Below are 3,350 nucleotides of genomic sequence, written 5' to 3'. Positions count from 1 at the left end.
TCGGGGCTAAAAAAAACAGTCCGAAAAGTAATAAATAATCAATTGAGATGTAACTGCATTTTTTGAATTTGATATTATCCGATCATTATCTAAGGCCAGATGAAAAACCTTAGAGAAAAATTTTACAAATTTTTATTCTGATAATGTCTTTTTGTGACCGCTATACTGTAAAATACCTACTCAGTTCCTCAAAGTCATTTCGACTGGAAAATTAAGATTTTAGCTATGGCTAAATAACTAAATTTTTTGTTACCAAGAAATAAAGTCTTAAGCCTTCCCTTTCAAGGGGATAAAAAAAGTTAAGTATTTTAAGATTTCAAGCCTCCGGTTTCAGCGGGAAGTACTGATAATGAAATCAGAAGTTATTTTTGTAACAGGGATTAGAGCAACCCACCCAAAATATTTCGCCTTAAAAAGCGTGGTTTTAGACCTAAATTATTTTGATAACTGATAACTGAAATGACCGGGCTGAATTTAATCAATATATATACNTACTGATAATGAAATCAGAAGTTATTTTTGTAACAGGGATTAGAGCAACCCACCCAAAATATTTCGCCTTAAAAAGCGTGGTTTTAGACCTAAATTATTTTGATAACTGATAACTGAAATGACCGGGCTGAATTTAATCAATATATATACCTATTGTGATTTAAGTAGTTAATTAAACTACTAACAACAATTTATCAGCGATCTCTACCACTAACAAACGTAGAGATAGTCACCACACTTTCAAATTTCTTGAAATAGATTGAGTGGTGTCAGGGGAATTTTTGTCTTTTTTTTAAATGTCTTTTATTTGAGAAACCTTAAGAATATGAAACAGAATAACTCAATCTTAAATGTAAGTGGTAAAATATTAGGAGCCTCACTCTTTTTTCTAACCGCACTTGTACCTAATGCTTACTCCCAAACCAGAGTAGAAAATTCAGCTTATTACACAAAACCTAGTGTAGTAGACTTACAACAGTTTCCATCATTAGTATCCAATATTGCCCAACAAGTTACTGTGAGAATTTTTACAGATAATAGTGCAGGTTCTGGAGTAATTATCAAACGGGAAGGTAATACCTACACTGTTGTTACTAATCATCATGTAATTGAGAATAATTCTAATAAACTTTACCCAGTTATGAGTGGAGATGGGATAACTCATCAAGCTACCCTAATTTCTACTCCTCAAATAGGTAATCTAGATGTAGCATTATTGAAATTTACTAGCGATCGCCCCTATCAAGTTGTAGAAATAGCAAAAACTAACCAACCCTTAGTAGGAGAAACTGTTTTTGCAGCAGGTTTTCCCAACTGGTATCAACCAGACTCTTTACAAATGAGTAGTACCCGTGCTTGGGGTAGTCGTGCTTTTCAGTTAACTTTAGGGTCTGTAGAAATGTTACCAAGTCGCACCCTCAGCCAAGGATATCAATTAGGTTATACCAATGATATTAAAAGTGGCATGAGTGGTGGACCGATTTTAAATAGTAAAGGTCAATTAATTGGTATTAACGGACGTTCAAAATATCCCATTGCTGGAATTCGAGCATTTCGTTTTATAGATGGCTCTCAACCATCTATTGAGCAATTCAAAAAAATGGAATCTTTAAGTTGGGGAATTCCAGTTTCTAGAATTAAGAATTAAGAATTCAAAATTGGTAAATTTACCTTTAGTTCTACAATTTTACATTTTAAGTTCTAAATTCAAAATCCTACTGATAGCTGAATGCTGACTGCTTTTTTAAGACTTACTAAAAGTCTGTCGAAAAAGAATCCCACTTTTCTTCAAACCATACTTTTTCTCTTTTCCATCTAGGATCTCTAGTTTTCTGCATTTGTAGGTTAATATTGTTTGTCACCTCATCAAGTTCACCTTGAGACAACCCACCTCTACCTCTAGTAGTAGAATCTTGAGTTAAACTCATACTTTTACCACTTGACAAACTATTAGCATTGGTACTCAATAATTGTTCTGAGGAACCAATATTATTAGTTACTGGTTTTTCTTCAGCTTTGGCAGGATTAGCAGTTAAGCTAACAGTGAAAAACATTGTTAGTGTTGCAGAAAATAAATCCGAAAAAGTTAATTTTGAATGTAGGGTTCTTGCCATTCATACCCGTTACGCGACAAGCTAGGCTGTAGTATATGTTTGCGGGATTTGCTCCCTCAACATTTACGTTTGGCCTCGCATAAAGGGTAATGTTTGGGCTTGATGTATTTTCGCCGGAGATCACAACCCTACTAGTATCTACATTGCCCCCTTCATAGTAATCACTAACCTGTATCTCCTGACTTGGATTTTGTTCGTTTGTGGAAGCACCATGCTGGCTCATCAAGTTTAACAACTGCGAAACACTCACACTTCGTGTCACAGCTTGAGCACTACCCGACTCCGCAGTCATTTCCTGACTTACAAGTGTGGCTGTACTTTTTCCGCCGATAACATTCGTTGGGTGATTGTACTCGGTTGGTGCGCCAACAATGCTACCGTTTAGCAATGACACTGAATCGGTAGTGTCGCTATTCACTAATCGCGCATCAAACACAAGGTTCGGGTTCGCAATCTGATGAGGAACAAGGCCATTAAAAAAAGCAGCTCGATCGTCACTGGATTTTTCGGAGTGATTTTATCAAACAAATCTTATGTATTCCCACAAAAAAGGCGAATAGTAAAGATTTAATCCTAAAGTACGAAAATTATAGCTGAGTTAACCAATGNCGCCAACAATGCTACCGTTTAGCAATGACACTGAATCGGTAGTGTCGCTATTCACTAATCGCGCATCAAACACAAGGTTCGGGTTCGCAATCTGATGAGGAACAAGGCCATTAAAAAAAGCAGCTCGATCGTCACTGGATAAGACAGTGTTCCAAGCACCAAGGTCTGCGAGTCGGCCACTAAAGTTTCGCAAGTTATCGGTAACGCGCCCGGCTATGATCCAATCGCCGTCTTGAGCACGAAGCGGTGCAACGCCATCAGCCGAACTCGCATAACTCAGCTCTGAACCGTCAAGATAAATGTGGATTCCCGACGCAGATGCTGAGCCATCCCAAGTCACCACCAAGCCATACCAGTGATTCGTAGAGAAGCCATGTGAGGTCGAGTAACGCAATACACTTCCATTTACACCGGAGCACGTAACGGCAATACCGCGTTGCCCAGCATCTTCACGCAACCAGATTGTTAAGCCAAAGTCAGTTGCTCCAGTCTCAATAAGTAAGAAGTATTCGTGGCCCAACAGCCTCGAGAGGTTAAATCGACATGCAAATGAAAACTGGTTTGCAAGAGGAGTGTATATTGGCGGGAAATCAATGCGATCGCTGACACTTTTCGGCTTTATTTTAAAAATTATTC

At 37.9% G+C, this 3,350-nt stretch carries 3 protein-coding genes; 1 reads left to right on the top strand and 2 read right to left on the bottom strand.

Annotation, left to right across the window (positions count from 1 at the left end; all coding sequences use genetic code 11):
- The first annotated feature begins 817 nt into the window (after nt 1-817).
- The gene (locus AFK68_RS05140; RefSeq protein ID WP_094671862.1) at nt 818-1,639 is read left to right on the top strand and encodes a serine protease; all 822 of its coding nucleotides are present in this window, start codon (nt 818-820) and stop codon (nt 1,637-1,639) included.
- 106 nt (nt 1,640-1,745) lie between these two features.
- On the opposite strand, the gene AFK68_RS05135 is transcribed toward AFK68_RS05140, so the two are convergent.
- A complete protein-coding gene (locus AFK68_RS05135; protein WP_094671861.1) occupies nt 1,746-2,045 on the bottom strand; it encodes a hypothetical protein in 300 nt (99 codons plus the stop codon).
- 669 nt (nt 2,046-2,714) lie between these two features.
- A partial coding sequence (locus tag AFK68_RS44280; protein WP_371357240.1) for a LamG-like jellyroll fold domain-containing protein occupies nt 2,715-3,309 on the bottom strand: 595 nt, incomplete at its 3' end.
- Between the last annotated feature and the right edge of the window lie 41 nt (nt 3,310-3,350).

Origin of the sequence: Hydrocoleum sp. CS-953 (genome assembly GCF_002260545.1) — a bacterium.
In the GTDB taxonomy this organism is placed as follows: Bacteria; Cyanobacteriota; Cyanobacteriia; order Cyanobacteriales; family Microcoleaceae; genus Trichodesmium.
The sequence above is the reverse complement of the archived record's forward strand: the minus strand, read 5'-3'. Positions and strand labels throughout refer to the sequence as shown.

Coding starts and splice junctions, on each gene's coding strand:
- AFK68_RS05140 (WP_094671862.1), top strand. CDS start 818: ATGAAACAGAATAACTCAATCTTAAATGTAAGTGGTAAAATATTAGGA.
- AFK68_RS05135 (WP_094671861.1), bottom strand. CDS start 2,045: ATGTTTTTCACTGTTAGCTTAACTGCTAATCCTGCCAAAGCTGAAGAA.